General features: G+C 37.2%; 21 protein-coding genes. All 21 read left to right on the forward strand.

What is annotated here, in order from left to right:
• Positions 1-339: 339 nt before the first annotated feature.
• The 21 genes from cmk to aroA all read left to right on the forward strand — a co-directional run bounded on the left by cmk (position 340) and on the right by aroA (position 19,608).
• On the forward strand, positions 340-1,014 hold the full coding sequence (gene cmk, locus UtA1_RS09295) for a (d)CMP kinase (RefSeq protein ID WP_096550809.1): 675 nt from the start codon (positions 340-342) through the stop codon (positions 1,012-1,014).
• A gap of 125 nt (positions 1,015-1,139) precedes the next feature.
• Positions 1,140-2,285 carry a 30S ribosomal protein S1 gene (rpsA, locus tag UtA1_RS09300; RefSeq protein ID WP_016836946.1) on the forward strand — a complete coding sequence of 382 codons (1,146 nt, stop codon included), beginning with the start codon at positions 1,140-1,142 and terminating at the stop codon, positions 2,283-2,285.
• Positions 2,286-2,416: 131 nt separating this feature from the next.
• Positions 2,417-3,727 (forward strand): ribosome biogenesis GTPase Der, encoded by a 1,311-nt coding sequence (gene der / locus UtA1_RS09305; RefSeq protein ID WP_016836947.1) that lies wholly within the window; start codon positions 2,417-2,419, stop codon positions 3,725-3,727.
• Positions 3,728-3,748: 21 nt separating this feature from the next.
• Positions 3,749-4,762 (forward strand): NAD(P)H-dependent glycerol-3-phosphate dehydrogenase, encoded by a 1,014-nt coding sequence (locus UtA1_RS09310; protein ID WP_096550810.1) that lies wholly within the window; start codon positions 3,749-3,751, stop codon positions 4,760-4,762.
• A gap of 174 nt (positions 4,763-4,936) precedes the next feature.
• Entirely contained in the window at positions 4,937-5,200 is a 264-nt protein-coding gene (locus tag UtA1_RS09315; protein WP_016836949.1) for a DUF2768 domain-containing protein, read from the forward strand.
• A 17-nt stretch (positions 5,201-5,217) separates the two neighbouring features.
• Positions 5,218-5,943: a hypothetical protein gene (locus UtA1_RS09320; RefSeq protein WP_096550811.1), complete on the forward strand. Its 726-nt coding sequence runs from the start codon at positions 5,218-5,220 to the stop codon at positions 5,941-5,943.
• 92 nt (positions 5,944-6,035) lie between these two features.
• Positions 6,036-7,514 (forward strand): stage IV sporulation protein A, encoded by a 1,479-nt coding sequence (spoIVA, locus tag UtA1_RS09325; RefSeq protein ID WP_096550812.1) that lies wholly within the window; start codon positions 6,036-6,038, stop codon positions 7,512-7,514.
• A 204-nt stretch (positions 7,515-7,718) separates the two neighbouring features.
• On the forward strand, positions 7,719-7,991 hold the full coding sequence (locus tag UtA1_RS09330; RefSeq protein ID WP_016836952.1) for an HU family DNA-binding protein: 273 nt from the start codon (positions 7,719-7,721) through the stop codon (positions 7,989-7,991).
• Between the two features lie 219 nt (positions 7,992-8,210).
• Positions 8,211-8,780, forward strand: a complete 570-nt coding sequence (gene folE, locus UtA1_RS09335) for a GTP cyclohydrolase I FolE (protein WP_096550813.1) — start codon at positions 8,211-8,213, stop codon at positions 8,778-8,780.
• 56 nt (positions 8,781-8,836) lie between these two features.
• Positions 8,837-9,058 carry a trp RNA-binding attenuation protein MtrB gene (gene mtrB, locus UtA1_RS09340; RefSeq protein ID WP_096550814.1) on the forward strand — a complete coding sequence of 74 codons (222 nt, stop codon included), beginning with the start codon at positions 8,837-8,839 and terminating at the stop codon, positions 9,056-9,058.
• Between the two features lie 69 nt (positions 9,059-9,127).
• The gene (locus tag UtA1_RS09345) at positions 9,128-9,874 is read left to right on the forward strand and encodes a heptaprenyl diphosphate synthase component 1 (RefSeq protein WP_016836955.1); all 747 of its coding nucleotides are present in this window, start codon (positions 9,128-9,130) and stop codon (positions 9,872-9,874) included.
• A 23-nt stretch (positions 9,875-9,897) separates the two neighbouring features.
• Positions 9,898-10,602: a demethylmenaquinone methyltransferase gene (locus UtA1_RS09350; RefSeq protein WP_016836956.1), complete on the forward strand. Its 705-nt coding sequence runs from the start codon at positions 9,898-9,900 to the stop codon at positions 10,600-10,602.
• A gap of 14 nt (positions 10,603-10,616) precedes the next feature.
• Positions 10,617-11,591, forward strand: coding sequence for a heptaprenyl diphosphate synthase component II (gene hepT, locus UtA1_RS09355; protein ID WP_096550815.1), 975 nt, complete (start codon positions 10,617-10,619; stop codon positions 11,589-11,591).
• 107 nt (positions 11,592-11,698) lie between these two features.
• Positions 11,699-12,115, forward strand: coding sequence for a nucleoside-diphosphate kinase (ndk, locus tag UtA1_RS09360; protein ID WP_016836958.1), 417 nt, complete (start codon positions 11,699-11,701; stop codon positions 12,113-12,115).
• A 387-nt stretch (positions 12,116-12,502) separates the two neighbouring features.
• Entirely contained in the window at positions 12,503-13,273 is a 771-nt protein-coding gene (locus tag UtA1_RS09365) for a CheR family methyltransferase (protein ID WP_096550816.1), read from the forward strand.
• Between the two features lie 165 nt (positions 13,274-13,438).
• On the forward strand, positions 13,439-14,620 hold the full coding sequence (gene aroC, locus UtA1_RS09370; protein ID WP_096550817.1) for a chorismate synthase: 1,182 nt from the start codon (positions 13,439-13,441) through the stop codon (positions 14,618-14,620).
• A gap of 2 nt (positions 14,621-14,622) precedes the next feature.
• Positions 14,623-15,714: a 3-dehydroquinate synthase gene (gene aroB / locus UtA1_RS09375; RefSeq protein WP_096550818.1), complete on the forward strand. Its 1,092-nt coding sequence runs from the start codon at positions 14,623-14,625 to the stop codon at positions 15,712-15,714.
• Complete coding sequence (gene aroH / locus UtA1_RS09380) at positions 15,711-16,082, forward strand: chorismate mutase (RefSeq protein ID WP_096550819.1); 372 nt, start codon at positions 15,711-15,713, stop codon at positions 16,080-16,082. The genes aroB and aroH overlap by 4 nt, the downstream gene beginning before the upstream one ends.
• 15 nt (positions 16,083-16,097) lie before the next feature.
• Positions 16,098-17,198: a histidinol-phosphate transaminase gene (gene hisC, locus UtA1_RS09385; RefSeq protein ID WP_096550820.1), complete on the forward strand. Its 1,101-nt coding sequence runs from the start codon at positions 16,098-16,100 to the stop codon at positions 17,196-17,198.
• On the forward strand, positions 17,195-18,292 hold the full coding sequence (locus UtA1_RS09390) for a prephenate dehydrogenase (protein WP_096550821.1): 1,098 nt from the start codon (positions 17,195-17,197) through the stop codon (positions 18,290-18,292). Before hisC ends, UtA1_RS09390 begins: the two co-directional genes overlap by 4 nt.
• A 5-nt stretch (positions 18,293-18,297) precedes the next feature.
• Positions 18,298-19,608 (forward strand): 3-phosphoshikimate 1-carboxyvinyltransferase, encoded by a 1,311-nt coding sequence (gene aroA / locus UtA1_RS09395; RefSeq protein ID WP_096550822.1) that lies wholly within the window; start codon positions 18,298-18,300, stop codon positions 19,606-19,608.
• Positions 19,609-19,881: the final 273 nt, after the last annotated feature.

Below are 19,881 nucleotides of genomic sequence, written 5' to 3' on the forward strand. Positions count from 1 at the left end.
TATAAGCATTTTTCTGTACGTAGTCATCATTCCAAATGAATGAGCTAACAATGGGTTGTTCACCAAATCCACTCAAACAGTTTTTTATTCAGGGTATCATCCACCATAAAAGCCTACGTATTGTTAACTGTTTGTGTTATCTACATTATGGGAAAGAAATATCCATTTTCATGCCAGGGTTGTGAATGAAAATTCATGATTGTTTTTTATGGATAAAAATAAAGGATTCGACAACAATATGTAATACAAACTAGTTGTTTTTATTTACACAAACTATGAAAATAGTAAAAGTAAAAAACTTTGTTTATGTTACAATGTTGAAGGAAAGTAGGGATTGTCATGGGAAAAAACATACAAATAGCCATCGATGGGCCTGCTGGTGCAGGAAAAAGTACAATTGCAAAAATCGTGGCAGAACAATTAGGATTCACTTACATTGATACTGGAGCGATGTATCGAGCTGTTACGTATAAAGCGTTAAAAGAAAACATACAATTAAATGATGAAAAAAAACTAGAAGAAATGCTGCTAAAGACAAATATCGACTTAAAGTCATCTCCAAATGGACAACTTGTTTTCGTAGATGGAGAGGATGTGACAAAAAAAATTCGTTCCAATGAAGTAACAGCGAACGTTCCGCGAGTTGCATCTCTTGCAAAGGTTCGTGAAATCCTCGTTGCTAAACAAAAACAGTTGGCAAAAGACGGCGCAGTTGTCATGGATGGACGAGATATAGGAACTCATGTATTAAAAGAAGCAGAATTAAAAATTTTTATGTCTGCCTCCGTTGAAGAACGAGCAAAACGAAGATTGCTTGATAATAAAAAACGAGGCATTCCTTCTGACTATGAACAGCTAAAAGAGGAAATAGCGCTTCGCGATCAGCAAGATATGGAACGTAAAATATCGCCATTAGTTCAAGCGGAAGATGCCATTTATTTAGACACTACTCACTTATCAATTGAAGAAGTTGCAGAAAAAATTTTACATTTAGCGAAAGAAAAGATGGAATAATAATCGTTTCTTTTCGCGTATTTTATTCATAAAAAAGGAAATATTTAAACTATAAGGAAAAAATTTTGTGTTTAAATGCAATTTCTAATAAAATAGATATTGTAAGATGCGAAGGAGGGTTACATATGTCCGAGGAAATGAACTTAGGAGTTGGCCAAGAATTTCGTGAAGGAGACATTGTAAAAGGGACTGCTGCAAAAGTTGAAGACAAAGCAGTAACCGTTACAATAGAAGGTGCACCATTTGATGGGATTGTACCAATTAGTGAACTTTCTAGTTTGCACATTGAAAAAGCATCCGATGTGGTGTCTGTTGGCGATGAGCTAGAATTAATGATCACGAAAGTAGAAGAAGAAAACTTTGTTTTATCGAAACGTAAAGTAGATGCTTTAAAAGCTTGGGATAAATTAGAAGAGCTATACAAAAAGGGAGAAGTTTTTGAAGCAGAAGTAAAAGATGTTGTAAAAGGCGGTTTAGTAGTTGATTTAGGAGTACGAGGATTTGTACCAGCATCTTTAGTAGAAGATTATTTCGTAGAAGACTTTGAAGATTACAAAGGTAAAACGCTAACATTCAAAATTACAGAGTTAGATAAAGAAAAAGGAAGATTAATTTTATCTCACCGTGCAGTTGTAGAAGAAGAAAAAGCAAATAAAAAGAAAGAATTGCTAGAGAGCCTAAAGCCAGGAGACGTATTAAATGGTAAAGTTCAACGATTAGCTCCATTTGGTGCCTTCGTTGACATAGGTGGCGTTGACGGGCTTGTGCACATTTCACAAGTAGCCCATGAACATGTAGATGATATTAACACAGTTCTTCAAGAAGGGCAAGAAGTGAAAGTAAAAGTTTTATCTGTTGACCCGGAAAATGAAAGAATTTCTCTATCCATTAAAGAGACATTACCTGGTCCATGGGCAAACATTGCAGAACGTGTTTCAAAAGGTCAAGTATTGACTGGTACGGTGAAGCGTTTAGTGTCCTTCGGTGCCTTTGTTGAAGTGTTCCCAGGTGTTGAAGGGTTAGTTCATATTTCACAAATTTCTCATAAACACATCAATACCCCTCACGAAGTGTTGAAAGAAGGTCAAGAGGTTCAAGTGAAAGTGCTTGATGTTAATGAGCAAGAAAAGCGCTTATCATTAAGCATGAAAGAACTTGAAGAAAACCCAAAGCATCAAGAAGAATTTGATTATCAATTACCAGAAGAGACAACAGGATTCTCCATTAGTGATGTAATAGGGGAACAATTGAAAAAATTTACAGATCAATAAATTTTATTTCGAATAAAAATTGCGTGCTTTAAGGAGTGCGCTTTTTTTATGTCCATTTATGTCAAAAAATGATATATAATTGGATATCGTGTATAATACAAAGGATAAGAATTTGGAAGGATGAAGGACAGATGACAAAACCAGTAATCGCCATCGTAGGTCGTCCGAATGTAGGAAAATCAACAATTTTCAACCGAATTGTTGGTGAACGCATTTCCATTGTGGAAGATATACCTGGGGTGACCCGAGATCGCATCTACAGTTCGGCAGATTGGTTAAACCATGAATTTAATATTATTGATACAGGTGGAATTGATCTTGGAGATGAACCATTTTTAGAACAAATTCGTGCCCAAGCACAAATTGCCATGGAAGAGGCCGATGTGATTATTTTTATGACGAACGGTCGAGAAGGAGTAACTCTTCAAGATGAGCAAATCGCAAAAATGCTTTATAAAACAAAAAAACCAGTTGTACTGGCAGTCAATAAAATTGATAACCCAGACATGCGTGAATTAATATATGATTTTTATTCTTTAGGCTTTGGGGAGCCGATTCCAATTTCCGGTTCGCATGGATTAGGGATTGGGGATTTATTGGATGAATGTGCAAAATATTTCCCTAAAGAATATGAAGATGAATATTCAGACGATGTCATTAAGTTTTCATTAATTGGTAGACCAAATGTAGGAAAATCTTCATTAGTAAATGCAATTCTCGGAGAAGAGCGGGTAATCGTTAGTGATATCGCTGGAACTACTCGAGATGCAATCGACTCTCCTTATACGTATGACGGACAAGATTTTGTCATTATCGATACGGCTGGAATGCGGAAAAAAGGGAAAATATATGAAAGCACAGAAAAATATTCCGTATTAAGAGCATTAAGAGCGATTGAACGTTCAGATGTGGTGCTTGTCGTATTAAATGCAGAAGAGGGAATACAAGAGCAGGATAAAAAAATTGCAGGGTATGCTCATGAAGCGGGTAAAGGTATCGTCATTGTCGTGAACAAATGGGATGCCATTGAAAAAAATGAACGAACAATGAATGAATTTACCCAAACGATTCGCGATCAATTTTTATTTTTGGATTATGCTCCGATTGTGTTTGTTTCTGCTAAAACGAAACAAAGGTTGAGTCAAATTTTACCATTAGTAAAGCGGGTAAGTGAGAACCATGCAATGCGCATTCAATCTTCTTTATTAAATGATGTAATTGAAGATGCGATTGCAAGAAACCCAGCCCCTACAGATAAAGGAAAACGTTTACGCATTTATTACACGACACAAGTATCGGTTAAGCCACCTACATTTATCACTTTCGTAAACGATCCAGAGCTCATGCATTTCTCTTATCTTCGATTTTTGGAAAACCGCATTCGTGAAACCTTTGATTTTGAGGGAACGCCGATACGTATCATACCACGGGCACGTGAGTAAAAGAGTGAGGGATAAATAAAAATGAAAAAGGTAACAGTGTTAGGAGCAGGTTCATGGGGAACTGCCTTAGCAATGGTGTTGGCTGAAAATGGACACGATACATTAATTTGGAGCCACCGACATGAGCAAGCGAAAGAAATAAATGAACAACATACGAATGAAAAATATGTTCCGAATATACAACTACCTGAAAATTTAAGGGCAACAAGTGATTTGAAAGAAGCGGCAGAACATGGAGATATCATCATTTTTGCGGTTCCGACAAAAGCGATTCGTGAAGTAGCAGAAAACATTATGAATTATTTAAATAGAAAAGTATTAATTGTGCACGTATCAAAAGGGATAGAACCAGATTCTTTAAAACGCATCTCAGAAATTTTAGAGGAGTCTCTATCCCCGCGTGTGATTGAAGATATCGTTGTATTATCAGGTCCTAGCCATGCGGAGGAAGTGGTGTTGCATCATCCAACAACGATTACTGCTGCTTGTACAAATCTCCTTTCCGCTGAAAAAATACAAGATTTGTTTATGAACCAGTATTTCCGTGTCTATACAAATACCGATGTAATCGGCGTTGAACTAGGTGGTGCATTGAAAAATGTAATTGCCTTAGCAGCAGGGATTTCCGATGGCCTAAACTATGGGGACAATGCAAAGGCAGCATTAATTACCCGAGGACTTGCGGAAATTGCTCGTTTAGGTGTGCGAATGGGAGGCAATCCCTTCACCTTTGCAGGATTAACTGGTATGGGCGATTTGATCGTTACTTGTACGAGCGTTCATTCTCGCAATTGGAAAGCAGGGAACATGCTTGGAAAGGGAATGAAGCTGGGGGAAGTATTAGAGAGTATGGGCATGGTCGTTGAAGGAGTTCGCACGACAAAAGCTGCTTACCAGCTTGCCAAAAAATACGATGTTCCGATGCCAATTACAACTGCATTGTTTGAAGTATTATTTAATGAAAAAGAACCGAAAGATGCTGTTGATGAGTTAATGAATCGCTTAAAGAAAAGAGAAATCGATTATTTACAATAAAAGGACAAGCATTTTCGTTGCATCAATGAGCGGGTATGAAAAAATTCAAAGTCGAGTTGAGTATCGGGAACTACAAATAATACCCGTTCATGTGCAATGAAAACGAACGCATGTGCGAAAGAGTGTTCATAGGCAAATATGTATACATACCGCTTCTTGAAAGGAGGAATTGCAATGAGTCATCCATTATTAATGGATATAGATAAATTCGTACTTGGTGCTGCACGTGGTCCATTAGCGAACATGCACCCGATGGATGTCATGTGGGTTTCCTTTTACTCGATAGCTGCAATGATTTTATCCATTCTTATGATAACAGCAGCTCGCAAATGGGTGAATAATGCTATATTATCCTTTTTCATTAGACTGATTGCATTTATTATTTTTATATTTGGCACATTATTAATGGTTTTAGTAATCTTTACGTGGCCATCATAAATAAAGGGGTGAAAATCATGAAACAGAAACGGAAATTCATTTTTTTCATACTATTACTATCGACATCCCTTTTACTATCTGGATGTTTGTTTCCACAGGAAGAACGTGTTGAGAATCAAATACCTGATGAAGCTCAACTGATTGCTGTGCAAAATGCCATTGATCAATATCGAGCGGAAACAGGTGTGCTGCCGATAAAAAATAAAGATATGGATACAGATATATTTATTAAATATCCCATCGATTTCTCGAAATTGGTTCCAAAATATTTAGCGAATATCCCAGGAAATTCATACGAAAAAGGTGGCATATTCCAATATATTATTTGGGACCCGGAAAACAATCCAACTGTAAAATTAGTAGACTTACGTTCAGCAGAAACGATTCGAGATCTAAATATTCGCCTTCTCTCAACAAAATACATGCCTTATAAAGACAGAATTGCGGATTATGTATATTCAATAGATTTTAAGAAATTAGGCTTTGCTAAAGAACTAACTGTGCCAAGTCCATATTCGAATAATCATTTACCATTAGTTGCTTCAACAGAAGGACAAGCCTATGTAGACTACTCCATCGATTTAGCTCAGTTTATAAGAGAAAATCATTTGAAGCCTGAGCCAGGAGAAGATATTCGTATGTTGCTTGTGGAAGCTTATCCAGTAGTACCGGCCTATTCACTGCCATATACTGTGAACGAGAATAATGAACCGATATTTATGTTTGATCCAATAAAAAAATAAAAAAATTTAAGCCTTGTACGACTTTTCGTGCAAGGTTTTTCATATCTTAAGTATATAATTCATAGATTGAAGTACGTAAAGGAGGAACTACAATAGGCGAACAAATCTTTCAACAAATAGCAGAAAGAACAAATGGTGATGTATATATTGGGGTTGTAGGGCCTGTGAGGGTTGGTAAATCCACTTTTGTGAAAAAAATGATGGAGTCAATCGTCCTACCAAACATCGTGGATGAAGAAGAACGGAAAAGAGCACTGGACGAGCTACCACAAAGTTCACCTGGCCCAGTCATTATGACTGCAGAACCAAAATTTGTTCCTGCTCATGGTACAGAAATTTGTATTGGGGAAAGTGAAATACCTTTCCGGATTCGTTTTGCTGATTGTGTTGGTTATGTCATTGATGGTGTAAAAGGGTATGAAGATGAAAATGGACCAAAGTATGTGCACACACCATGGAACACTGAAGCTATTCCATTCCAAGAAGCAGCTCGAATCGGAACAGATAAGGTGATCCGCGACCATGCAAACATCGGTGTAGTTGTAACGACAGACGGCACTGTTAATGGGATTTCACGAGAAGCTGCACAAGTGGCGGAAGAACAAATTGTTGAACAATTGCAGGAAATCGGTAAGCCATTCGTCATCATTTTAAACAGCCAATATCCAAACAATCAAAATACGCAAAAGTTGCGCAATGAATTGCTCTCCCGTTATAACGTTCCTGTCATTGCAATAGCTATTGATCAAATGACGTTAAATGATATGGAGTTTATTTTAGAAGAAGCTTTGTATGAATTCCCTGTGGAAGATATTGAAGTGGAAAAACCTGATTGGCTTGATGTATTAGAACCGACTCATCACGTCAATGCAACGCTTTCAGAAGCAGTTGGAAATGTGCTGAATTCTGTAATGAAAATTCGCGATGTCCATAATGCGGTAGAAGATTTAAGAGAAATTGATTTTATTGAAAGCTGCGAAATTGAAAGAGTTGATGCAGGACTTGGTGTGGCAACGGTGCGCATCACATTAAAACCGGAAATTTATAAGGGGGTTTGCAATGAATTTTTAGATGCGCCCATTGACACGAAAAAAGATTGGCTGCTCTTCATTAAAGAGGCACAAGAAGCGAAAAAAGCACAAAAACGCTTCCGAGATGCGATTGAAGAAGCGACAATCAATGGCTATGGTGTAACGCTTCCGACGATGGAAGAGTTTGAGCCAAGTGAGCCAGAAATAATTAAACAAAATAATTTCTACGGTGTTCGCATGAAGGCGAAAGCTCCATCTTACCATATCATACGTGTCGATATGGAATCTGAGTTCTCGCCATTAATTGGGTCAGAGTTCCACAGCCAACAGTTATTGAAAGACTTGCAGTATGCATATAAACATGATCGAGAAGCGTTATGGCAAACACAATTGTTTGGAACGCCACTGCATGAAGTGTTGACGGAAGGAATTCGATTCAAAATGAATGCTGTGCCGCCAAGTGCAAAGAAAAGAATGCGTCAAACAATTGAAAGAATGGTGAATGAAGGAGAAAAAGGACTCATTACGTTTATTATTTAAAAAAAGTGAGATAATAAAAATAATGGAATTTTATTAGAAGGACTTTTTGTCATATAGACGAAAAGTCCTTTTCATTATCCAAAGTGCCAAAAACTCAATTTTTCTTGGACAAACATGAATAAATACAGTTGCACCGCTTATTTCTATATGTTACTCTTTTTACATGATTTAGCTTTTTTAACCCTTTGAGAGGAGGTGAACAGTGTGAACAAAACAGAATTAGTAAACTCTGTTGCTGAAGCTGCAGGTCTTTCTAAGAAAGATGCTTCTAAAGCAGTAGATGCAGTATTTGATACAATTCAAAACACTCTTGCAAAGGGTGACAAAGTGCAATTAATCGGTTTTGGAAACTTCGAAGTTCGTGAACGTGCTGCACGTAAAGGTCGTAACCCTCAAACTGGGGAAGAAATTGAAATTGCTGCAAGCAAAGTGCCAGCATTTAAACCAGGAAAAGCACTTAAAGAAGCTGTAAAATAATAGCTTCTTTAAAATTACATAGAGCAGTCGTCATGAATATGATGACTGCTCTTTTTACATATTATAATATTAATGAAAGATAAATCAATTCTACCATTGGAGCAAAAAAGCAACACATATAAGAGTACAATTTGAGTGAAAGCCTTTTGCGATTCACGTCTGTATGTGCTACGATTCATTTTGACAGTGTTGTGCTTTGTCGATTTAGGAGGAACATATATGTCAAATGTTGATTTAAAAAAAATAGAAGAAGCTGTAAAAATGATTTTAGAGGCCGTAGGTGAAGACGTTAATCGTGAAGGACTCATCGATACACCAAAACGCGTTTCAAAAATGTATGAAGAAATGTTTAAAGGGCTTAATGAAGATCCGCGAATTTATTTTGAAACGGTCTTCCATGAAAACCATGATGAGCTTGTTCTTGTGAAGGATATTCCTTTTTATTCGATGTGTGAACATCATTTAGTTCCTTTTTACGGAAAAGCTCATGTTGCATACATACCTCAAGATGGCCGAGTTGCTGGTTTAAGCAAAATCGGTCGATTAGTGGAATCCGTAAGTCACAGGCCTCAATTACAAGAACGAATTACAACAACCATTGCAGATATTTTAATGGAAAAATTAGAACCGCAAGGCGTTTTTGTATTGATTGAAGCTGAACATATGTGTATGACGATGAGAGGATTAAAAAAACCTGGGACAAAAACAGTGACTTCATGTGCAAGAGGAATTTATGAAGTAGATGATGTAAAACGACAAGAAGTGATTTCATTTATTCAAATGTCTTAATTAACAAAATAGATTGTGATATGATAACAAAGAATATGTAAATGTGAGGGAGAAGTATGAACCAATCTGATTATGTCGTAATTGAAGCAGAAGAAGATGGCGTACATGTAATTGGGTTAACTCGTGGTGAAGATACGAAATTTCATCATTCAGAAAAATTAGATACCGGAGAAGTGATGATAGCTCAATTTACTGAACATACGTCGGCCATGAAAATTCGTGGAAAAGCGAAAATCTATACATCGCATGGAATCATTGAAAGCCAATCAAAAAAATAAACCGCTCATTATGATGACGACTGTAATAAGTGCAGTAGATTGTGCTTACATTGGAATGGAGTAATACCTATGGATGCAACATATATAAAAAACCATATTGAACAATTAAAAAAAGATATTTATCGTTATGTGCAACATAAAACACTTCTGAAATATACTGGAAATCCATTGGTGGATGAAAATCAATTATTTTACATGCTGTTGCCATTTTTTAATGGAGACCATTGGGATGATGAAAAATATGAAGGAATCATTACTGTCGGAATTGTACAAGCATCTTTAGCGGAACATGGTCTCATCAACGAGTATGATGCAACATCGAAAGAGCAGCAGCTAACAGTTCTGTCCGGCGATTATTACAGTGGTCGTTATTATGAAATATTAGCAAATTCAGGTAATATTTCTTTGATACGTCAACTTTCTGAAAGTGTTGTATTAAGATCTGAACATGAAATTCGAGTATATGAACCGAGACAATACGCCATCGATGATTGGTTAGATAGTATAACGGTTATTGAAACAGAATGTATTAGCAGATTTTATCAACTTTACAATTACGATCAATATTTAAATATAATGCAAATCAATTTATTGATTCTACGATTACAAAATGAACTATTAAACTATAGAGAAGGTAATAGTTCGCTCCTTTTACAAAAAATGATAGAAAGCTTTGTACCCGTTGATCATTTGAATTTTGAACAATACCTTCTGAAAAAATTGGATGTTCTTATTCAACAATTGCAAGAATTGTTACGTATCTCTTCTATCAAAGCTGAACTTAAACAATATATTGCAGAACGGTTGATTAGATAGAGTGAAGAAAGGTTATGAAAAAGATGGAAAAATCCAAAGAAGAACGCGTCCATGAAGTGTTTGAGAAAATTTACGAAAACTACGACAAAATGAATTCGGTGATTAGTTTCAAGCTTCATGTCAAATGGCGTGAAGATATTATGAAACGCATGAATGTAAAACCGGGATCTACATGTTTAGATGTTTGTTGTGGCACAGCTGATTGGACAGTTGCATTAGCAAAGGCAACAGGTGAAAATGGAGTTGTTAAAGGGCTTGATTTTAGCAAAAATATGCTAAAAGTTGGAGCTGAGAAAGTAAAGCCGTATCCTCATGTGGAGTTAATACATGGGAATGCAATGGAACTACCTTTTGAAGATAACACTTTTGACTATGTCACAATCGGTTTTGGTTTACGAAATGTACCGGATTATATGCAAGTATTAAGGGAAATGCATCGTGTATTAAAACCTGGTGGGATGGCTGTTTGTTTAGATACATCTCAACCAGAAATGCCTGGATATAAACAATTGTTTCGTTTTTATTTCCGATATATTATGCCGCTTTTCGGGAAAATTTTTGCGAAAAGTTATGAAGAGTATTCATGGTTACAAGAATCCGCAAGCACTTTCCCAGGGATGAAAAAGCTTGCAAAAATGTTTGAAGAAGCTGGCTTTGTAAACGTCACATACAAAAGTTATAGTGGTGGTGCAGCAGCAATGCATATGGGATTTAAGAAAGAAGTTTAGGGAGAGGTTCGCGAGTGGAAAAGATGAAGTTAAAAATGATCTATTCCGATTTAAAACCGGATATAGAAATCATCGAAAATGAATTAGAAAAAGCACTTTATTCAACGTCGCATGTATTAAATGATGCCTCTCTCCACCTTTTACGTGCGGGCGGAAAAAGAATTCGCCCACTTTTTGTTTTAATGAGTGCAAAATTTGGTCATTATAATATCGACAGAATGAAATATGCTGCTGTACCTCTCGAATTAATTCATATGGGTTCCCTTGTCCACGATGATGTAATCGATCATTCCGATATGAGAAGAGGGCGTCCTACCGTTCGTTCTCAATGGAACAATCGAGTTGCAATGCATACTGGTAATTTTATTTTCGGTAGAGCAATTCAATATGTATCCCAAATTAAAGATCCGAAGGCGCATCAAATTTTAGCAAGAACGATGGTTGAAATTTGTAATGGTGAAGTCATTCAAATTGAAGATAAGTTTCGACTAAATCAAAACTTAAAAGATTATTTCCGTCGAATAAAAAGAAAAACGGCACTTCTTATTGAATCCAGTTGCGAAGTGGGAGCAGTAGTAGCAAATGTTGATCCTGCTGTTACAATGCGGTTAAAGAGATTCGGTTATTATGTGGGTATGAGTTATCAAATCGTGGATGACGTGTTGGATTTCGTATCAACGGATAAACAACTTGGAAAACCTGCAGGCAGTGATTTATTGCAGGGAAACATTACTTTGCCTATATTGCTCATGAAAGATCATCCAAAAATTATCCAATTTATTGAGCGGGCTTCAAAAGGAATTGTGTCAGAAGAGGAACGGTTAGAAATGCTTCAAATTGTACGCAATTCTGATTCAATTCAAGAAGCTTTGAAAGTAAGCGATCAATATTTAGCGAAAGCAATGAGAGAAGTAGAGCAATTACCAGAACATCCAACAAAGAAAAAACTAAGAGATATTGCATTGTTTATCGGTAAACGTAAGTTTTAAAAAATATATCTATTTCTAATATTGATAGTTGAAGCTTGTGCTTGATTTTGGTAACATTTAGCGGTAGGTAATAAAGCTTAATTGAGATTTAAGGAGTTGTTTAACTTATGGCAATTGAAAGAACATTTCTTATGGTAAAACCTGATGGTGTAAAACGCCAAGTAGTAGGAGACATTATCGACCGTTTTGAGCGTCGTGGATTTGTAATGCGCGGAGCAAAGTTAATGAATGTTCCACGTGAATTAGCTGAAAAACACTATGAAGAGCATAAGGATAAACCATTCTTTGGTGAATTGGTAGATTTCATCACTTCTGGACCAGTATTTGCAATGGTTTGGGAAGGAGAAAATATTATTAAGTTAGCTCGTGTGATGATGGGCGCTACAAAACCTGAAGAAGCACAACCAGGTACAATTCGCGGCGATTATGCGGTAACAATTTCTGAAAACGTTATCCATGGTTCCGATTCACCAGCATCTGCTGAACGTGAAATCAATTTATGGTTCAACAATGAAATCGTTTAATACACTGTAAATTTGCTATCCCACAGCAATTGTGCTGTTGGGATAGTTTTTTTATTAATATGGTATTACAAAAGGTTAGTCAATAGAAAATTTTTGCAGAAACCGTAAATTTTGATAATATGAATATAATAAGCAAAAGACGGTGACTTCTTTTTTACACAAGCAAAGGGAATAACACGAGTATCGATACAATGCAAAGGCAAGGAATAACCTTTAAGGACGAACATGCGGAAAGCATTCGCCTGTAGTGAAATTCGAAAGTAGAAAAAATACTAACCAAAAAAATTTAATACTGCTTTAGAAATTTACTTTTTGAACTTTTACATATTTCAGAAAAGAAAAATTTTGTATATAATAAGTGTACGTCATTAGAGGGGATCGATAACTATGACAGACTACGAACTGTTTATTAATGGTATAAAAAAATTAACAGGTATTGATTTATCGCTATATAAAGAAGCACAAATGAAACGCCGTTTAACATCCCTTTATGAAAAAAAAGGCTTTAAAGATTTTGTTGATTTTTTGCACGGGGTTGAAAAAGATCGAGATTTATTGAATGAATTCCTAGATCGAATGACGATTAATGTTTCAGAATTTTATCGTAATGGGAAACGGTGGGAAGTACTTCAACATAAAATTTTTCCAAAACTGCTTGAAAAAAATAACCGTTTGAAAATTTGGAGTGCTGCCTGTTCAACAGGCGAGGAACCGTACACAATTTCCATGGTGCTCTCTAACCATGTACCATTATCTTACATAAAAGTATTAGCTACTGATATAGATGAAAACTGTCTTCAAAAAGCAAAGCTAGGCATTTATCCTGATCGTTCCTTAGCAGAAGTTCCTGCGGCTATAAAAGCAAAATATTTTATTGAAGAAGGGCAGTTTTATCGTGTAAAAGATGAAATTAAAAATACTGTAACATTTAAAAAGCACAATTTATTAAGTGACCCATATGAGAAAAACTTTGATTTAATCGTTTGTCGCAATGTTATGATTTATTTCACTGAAGAGGCAAAGGATCATATTTATAAAGAATTTAGCAATTCTTTACGACCAGGTGGCATTTTGTTTGTAGGATCTACTGAGCAAATATTCAATCCTGCTCGTTATGGTTTTGAAGTGGAAGATACGTTTTTTTACCGAAAAATATGAGATTGAAAAAAAGGATTGGGCGCTTTTCGACTTGTGCGAAAAGCGTATTATATTTTCGTTAAATTCTATATTATATTAAAATTATTTATTCACAATGTTTTTTTACTAGCTTTATGTTATATTAAAAAATACATACTTTAACGAGTTGAAGGGAGAAAGTGTTTGATGAGATATTTAACTGCTGGGGAATCCCACGGTCCACAATTAACGACAATTATTGAAGGGTTGCCGTCCCTTTTACCGATAACTGCAGAACAAATTAATTACGATTTAAAACGACGACAAGGTGGTCACGGTCGCGGACGCCGTATGCAAATTGAAAAAGATACTGTTGAAATAGTTGGAGGAGTTCGTCACGGAAAAACATTAGGTTCACCTGTTGCATTAGTGGTAAAAAATGATGACTGGAAACATTGGACAAAAATTATGGGAATTGAACCTCTTCCAGAAGATGTAGATCCTTCAGAAATTAAGCGTCAAATTTCCCGACCTCGACCTGGACATGCTGATTTAGTCGGCGGAATTAAATATGGTCATCGTGACTTGCGAAATGTGTTAGAGCGTTCGAGCGCTAGAGAAACGACTGTGCGAGTGGCTGTTGGTTCCGTTGCAAAAGCTCTATTAAAAGAATTAGGTATTTCCATCGTAGGACATGTTACTGAAATTTACGGCATTAAAGCAGATACATCAAAAGTTGCAGGCAAATCAGCAGATGAAATTCGCCAAATTGTTGAAAACGATCTTTTCTATTCAGTGGACCCAGAAGCTTCTGCGAAAATGGTAGAAGCAATTGATGAGGCGAAAAAAGCAGGAGATTCCATCGGTGGTGTTGTCGAAATCATTGTGGAAGGTATGCCGCCGGGAGTAGGATCTTACGTTCATTATGACCGTAAATTAGATGGTAAATTGGCGCAAGCGATGTTATCCATCAATGCGTTTAAAGGGGTTGAGTTTGGTATCGGCTTTGAAATGGCTCGTCGTAGAGGCTCTGAAGTTCATGATGAGATCGTTTGGGATGAAAAACAAGGCTATCATCGTCGTACAAATCGTTTAGGCGGCCTTGAAGGTGGCATGTCTACAGGAATGCCAATCATTGTACGCGGTGTAATGAAACCAATTCCTACACTTTACAAACCTCTTGAAAGTGTTGATATCGAAACGAAAGAACCATTTAAAGCAAGTGTGGAGCGTTCCGATGCTTGTGCAGTACCAGCTGCATCTGTTGTAGCTGAATGCGTCATCGCTTGGGAAATTGCCAAGGCGATTGTCGAACAGTTCCATAGCGATCAATTACCACAATTAAAAGCACAAATTGAAGAAGCACGTAAATTGGCGAAGGAGTTTTAATGATGCGAATCCCAGTAAATACCCAAAGCCATTCCTACGAAGTGTTCATCGGAAGCGGTATATTATGTACCGCTTGCGATTCATTAAAAGAGAAAATTGAAAAGGCAGATAAACTCGTCGTATTTACCGATGAGAATGTTTGGCAAGCACAACAACAATATTTTAAAGAAAACTTCCCTTATCCTTTCGAAGTGTTTGTGATGCCAGGTGGGGAATCTTGTAAAAGTTTTCAAAATTTCGAAGATGCCCACACTTTTTTAATTGAAAAACATTGCTCGCGCCAATCCTTTTTATTTGCCTTTGGTGGAGGAGCAGTTGGTGATTTGACTGGGTTTGTAGCAGCAACATTCATGCGTGGAATCCCATACATTCAAATTCCAACGACCATTTTAGCTCACGATTCAGCCGTTGGAGGAAAAACGGCAATTAACCACCCGCTAGGCAAAAACTTAGTTGGAGCATTTTATCAACCGGAAGCGGTCATTTATGATATCAACTTTTTAGATAGTTTACCAACAAAAGAGATTCGTTCAGGAATGGCTGAAGTAATTAAACACGCGCTGATTTCAGATGAAAAATGGTTAAAACAATTGATGCAAACACCATCAATTACGAAAATTGACAAAACAGCTTTAGCAAACCACTTGAAATCAGGCATCGAAGTAAAGGCGAAAATCGTAGGGCAAGATGAAACTGAACAATCTGTCCGAAAATATTTAAATTTGGGGCATACATATGGTCATGCTATTGAAGCAGCAGCTGGTTATGGCGGCCTTGCCCATGGAGAAGCGGTCATGATTGGGATGGTGTATGCACTTCTCTTGAGCGAACGATACGGTCAAATTTCTAGAGAATTTACGATTGATTTTCTAAAGTTTGCATATCGAAACGACTATCCATTCGAACAAGTAAAGAGATTCTCTTTTGAAGAATTATATGGATATTTAATGAAAGATAAAAAGATTGAATATGGCAAATTAAAATTTGTTTTATTACAGGAAATCGGCCAACCATTCGTAAGAGAAATTGGGGAATCGGAATGTAGAGAAGTAGATAGAGAGCTTCGCTATCTGCTAGAGGAGGTATGTAAATGATTCGCGGCATACGTGGAGCGATAACGATTGAATCAAATACGCCCGATGCGATTTATAGTGAAACGGAAAGATTAGTGTTAGAAATGGCGAGAGTTAACAATATCGTTCCAGAAGATATTGCTTCGGTGATTGTCACGACAACACCGGATATTAACGCCGCATTCCCAGCAAAGGCCGTGCGTTCAATTGATGGGTGGAAATATGTACCAACGATGTGTACCCACGAAATGGATGTTCCTGGATCTTTGCCTTTATGTATTCGAGTGTTAATGCATGTGAATACATCTGTACCTCAACAAGAAATACGCCACGTTTATTTAAATGATGCGGTGAAACTAAGACCAGATTTAGTCAATGAAAATCGATAAAAAGGAGCGTCAATCATGAAATTTAAAAAACAAATTTACGGTATGAAAGCTTACCAACCAGGTAAACCCATTGAGGAGGTACAAAGAGAATTTGGTTTAAAGGAAGTTGTTAAGCTTGCTTCAAATGAAAATCCTTTTGGCTGCTCTCCTAAAGTGAAAGATTTTATTGTAAATAATGGAATGAATTTTGCCATTTATCCGGATGGTTATGCGCAAGAACTTCGTACAGCAGTGAGTCAACATCTTGGTGTAGATGAATCACAATTGCTATTTGGAAACGGTTCAGATGATATAATCGCAATCATTACGCGGGCACTTCTTTATCCCGGTGTTAATACAGTCATGGCAGATCCATCTTTCTCTCAATACAGTCATAATGCAGAAGTTGAAGGAGCAGAAGTTCGAAAAGTGCCATTGAAAGATGGTAAGCATGATTTAGAAAAAATGTTAGAAGCAATTGATGAAAACACGTCAATTGTATGGGTATGTAATCCAAATAACCCAACAGGAACTATTGTATCGGATGAGGAATTAAGCTCCTTTATAGAGAAAGTACCAAGTGATGTACTAATCGTATTAGATGAAGCTTATTTTGAATATATAACAGATCCTGCTTATAAAGATACGTTGCATTACGTAGAGGAATATCCGAATGTATTAATCATGCGTACATTCTCTAAGGCATACGGATTAGCTGCCTTCCGAATCGGATATGCAATCGGTCAATCGAAATTGATTGCCGCATTAGACCCAGTGCGTGCACCTTTCAACAACACGGCATTAAGTCAAAAAGTAGCGATTGTTGCATTGGAAGATCAACAATTTATTCAAGAAACAGTGGAACAAACGGAAAAAGGTAAACAGCAATATGTTGAATTTTGCAACAAACATGGACTTAAATATTACCCATCACAAACAAACTTTATTTTATTTGAAGTAAAAGCAGACAGTGATGTGATCTTCCAAGAAATGATGAAACGCGGATTTATTATTCGAAGTGGGAATGCCTTAGGCACACCTGGATTCATTCGAGTTTCTATCGGTACAGAAGAACAAAACCGAAAGTTTTTATCACTTCTTGAAGAGGTATTAAAGGAGCAAGGAGTATTGGCATGACAAGTAATGTGTTAATCATAGGATTAGGCTTAATTGGGGGCTCTTTGGCATTAGCTCTACAAAAAGCTCCCAAAACAAAAGTAGTTGGCTATGATCTTTCTGAAAAAACGAGAAATCTTGCAGAAACTTTAAATATTGTTCATGAAGTGGTGGAGGATGTAGAGGAAGCGGCTAAAATTGCGGACTTTATCATTTTTGGAACACCGGTAAACGCAACGCTACAATGGATGGATGAATTGAAGCACTGGTCGTTAAAGCAACATGTTATTATTACCGACACAGGAAGTACAAAAGGGTTAATTATGAAGAAAGCTGAAGAGCTAAGAGAACAAGGAATTACATTTATTGGCGGACATCCAATGGCTGGTTCCCATAAAAGCGGCATCACGGCTGCAAAACCCTACCTTTTTGAAAATGCGTACTATATTTTAACTCCTTTTGACGATGAAGATGGAAATAATCTTATCGCTCTAGAACAGTTGTTAAAATATACGTTAGCAAAATTAGTGAAAATCAATGCGGAAGAACATGATCATATGACGGCGGTAGTCAGCCACTTTCCTCACATCGTAGCTGCTTCCCTTGTTCACCAGTTAAATGAGGAAAATAAAAGATTTCCAATGACAAGTATGCTTGCCGCAGGTGGTTTTCGCGATATTACTCGAATTGCATCATCGAACCCGATGATTTGGAGAGACATTACATTGCAAAATCGAGAAGAGCTCATCGGGCAAATGGATGCTTGGATTGATGAAATGCAACGAGTAAAGAAAATATTACTGGAAAATGATGATGAATCTGTTGAAGAGTATTTTAGAAAAGCGAAAGATGTTCGTGATGCATTGCCAATTTCAACAGGGGCATTCTATACTACATACGATTTATACGTAGATATTCCAGACTATCCTGGTGTAATTTCCGAAATTACTGGCTACCTAGCAGACGAAAATATCAGTATTACAAATATCCGAGTAGTCGAAACGAGAGAAGACATATTTGGTATTTTGGTGATTAGTTTCCAAAATGAAAAAGATCGAGAAAAAGCAATGAAATGCATTCGTTCACATACGAACTTTGAAATGCACGTTTCTTAACTCGTATGTGGAAAGGGGGAATAAAATTGACTTCAAGAGTATTAGTTTATAATAAACCACGGTTAGAAGGCATTATTACCGTACCGGGTGATAAATCAATTTCACATCGTGCGGTAATGTTTGGAGCTATTGCGGAAGGAAAAACAACTGTTACAGGTTTTCTTCCCGGTGAAGATTGTCTAAGCACGATTGATTGTTTCCGAAAACTCGGTGTTGATATTCAAGTGGATGGTACAAATGTTGAAATCAATAGTCCAGGAATGGACGGTTGGCAAGAACCGAAAGAAGTATTATATACAGGCAACTCAGGTACGACAACAAGATTAATGTTGGGCATCCTTGCAGGGACAAACTTCCATAGTGTGATGACTGGTGATGCCTCTATTGGAAAGCGTCCTATGGGTCGAGTCACGAATCCATTGAAACAAATGGGAGCAAAAATCAATGGACGTGAAAATGGACAATATACGCCACTTGCCATTCAAGGAACAGCATTAAAAGCTATCGATTATACGATGCCTGTTGCCAGCGCTCAAGTGAAGTCTGCGATATTGTTAGCTGGACTTAGAGCAGACGGTACTACGATTGTACGGGAAAAAGAGATTACTCGGGATCATACAGAACGCATGCTACAACAATTTGGTGCAAAGATTGACGTAAAGGATGGCGTTATATCCTTAGAAGGCAGTCAACGACTTCATGGAACGCATGTAGATGTGCCGGGCGACATTTCATCTGCGGCCTTTTTCTTAGTAGCTGGTGCGATTGTTCCAAATAGTGAAATCGTTCTGAAAAATGTCGGCATTAATCCTACAAGGGCTGGCATTATTGAAGTCTTGCAGCAAATGGGAGCAAATGTAGCGGTTGATCAAGAGTTATCCGATGCAGCAGAACCAACAGCAACGATTACGATTAGGACGTCCAATTTAAAAGGGACAACGATAGAAGGGGATATTATTCCGCGTCTTATCGATGAAATTCCAATAATTGCGCTACTGGCTACTCAAGCGGAAGGAACGACAATTATTCGCGATGCAGAAGAATTAAAAGTGAAGGAAACAGATCGCATCACAGCAGTCGTAACAGAGTTGAAGAAACTTGGCGCAGATATTACAGCCACGGATGATGGCATGATTATTAATGGTCCAACAAGTTTAAAAGGAGCGAAATTAAGCACATACGGCGACCATCGAATCGGGATGATGGCAGCAATTGCCTCATTAATTACTGACTCTTCAATTGAAATTGATGATGCAGATTGTATTGCCGTTTCCTATCCAACATTTTTTGAGCATCTTGATTTACTATTAAAATAATTGATAAAAAGAGGCTGGGACATAAACAAAAAATTAAAGGGGCAATTGAAAGAGTTTTGATAAAAAATTGATATAACGAATAATTGATTGAAGTGACGGGGCGAGTGCTCCTGTCGCGCACGCTTAGTCGCAAAGCGGAGCAAGTTCAAGGAAGTAAATTCAAAGCTTTCCTGCGACGAGCCCTCTCGAGACACCGCAGGAGCGAAGGATTGAATCAGAGGCTCGAGCCGGGCCCGCGGAAAGCGTCCCCGGAACGGAAATCAATTTTAATAA

It is taken from the genome of Ureibacillus thermosphaericus, from assembly GCF_002370195.2.
GTDB lineage: Bacteria > Bacillota > Bacilli > Bacillales_A > Planococcaceae > Ureibacillus > Ureibacillus thermosphaericus.